This is a genomic window from Gilvimarinus gilvus (genome assembly GCF_030518155.1).
Taxonomy (GTDB): domain Bacteria; phylum Pseudomonadota; class Gammaproteobacteria; order Pseudomonadales; family Cellvibrionaceae; genus Gilvimarinus; species Gilvimarinus gilvus.
On the sequence record NZ_JAULRU010000353.1, the window covers coordinates 1 to 390 of the forward strand.

Genomic DNA, 390 nt, shown 5'->3' on the forward strand with positions numbered 1-390 from the left:
CCTCGCCCTTGTGGACGACGCCGGCCGGCTCATTGACCCCGCCTGCACCGGTGTACCCGCCCCCCGAAAAGCCTTTAATCAGTGCAAAGGCCGCCAGCAACGCAGTACCGCCAACAATCGCGGCCGCGCCGAAGGAACCGACAGAAGCAACCAGGGCGGCAGGAAGCCATGCCGTCATTGTGGTGCCCGCAGCCGCCACCTGAGCCGACGCGACAGTAGCTGTTGCAGTGAGCGACGATGCCGTGGACGCCGCGTCAGTGGCTAGCTTTGCAGTGGTCTTGGTAGCCTCACTCGCCACGGTAGCTGTGGTTTCGGCTGTAATACCTGCCATTTTCAACGCCTGGACTACGATCCACTTCGCAGCAATGTCGGTCAGCGCACCAAGAACAG

General features: G+C 62.6%; 1 protein-coding gene. It reads right to left on the bottom strand.

Features of this window, described 5'->3' with window-relative positions; all coding sequences use genetic code 11:
• Positions 1-331 (bottom strand): hypothetical protein (locus tag QWI17_RS06050; protein ID WP_441294583.1); only part of this gene is annotated, 331 nt, incomplete at its 3' end.
• Positions 332-390: the final 59 nt, after the last annotated feature.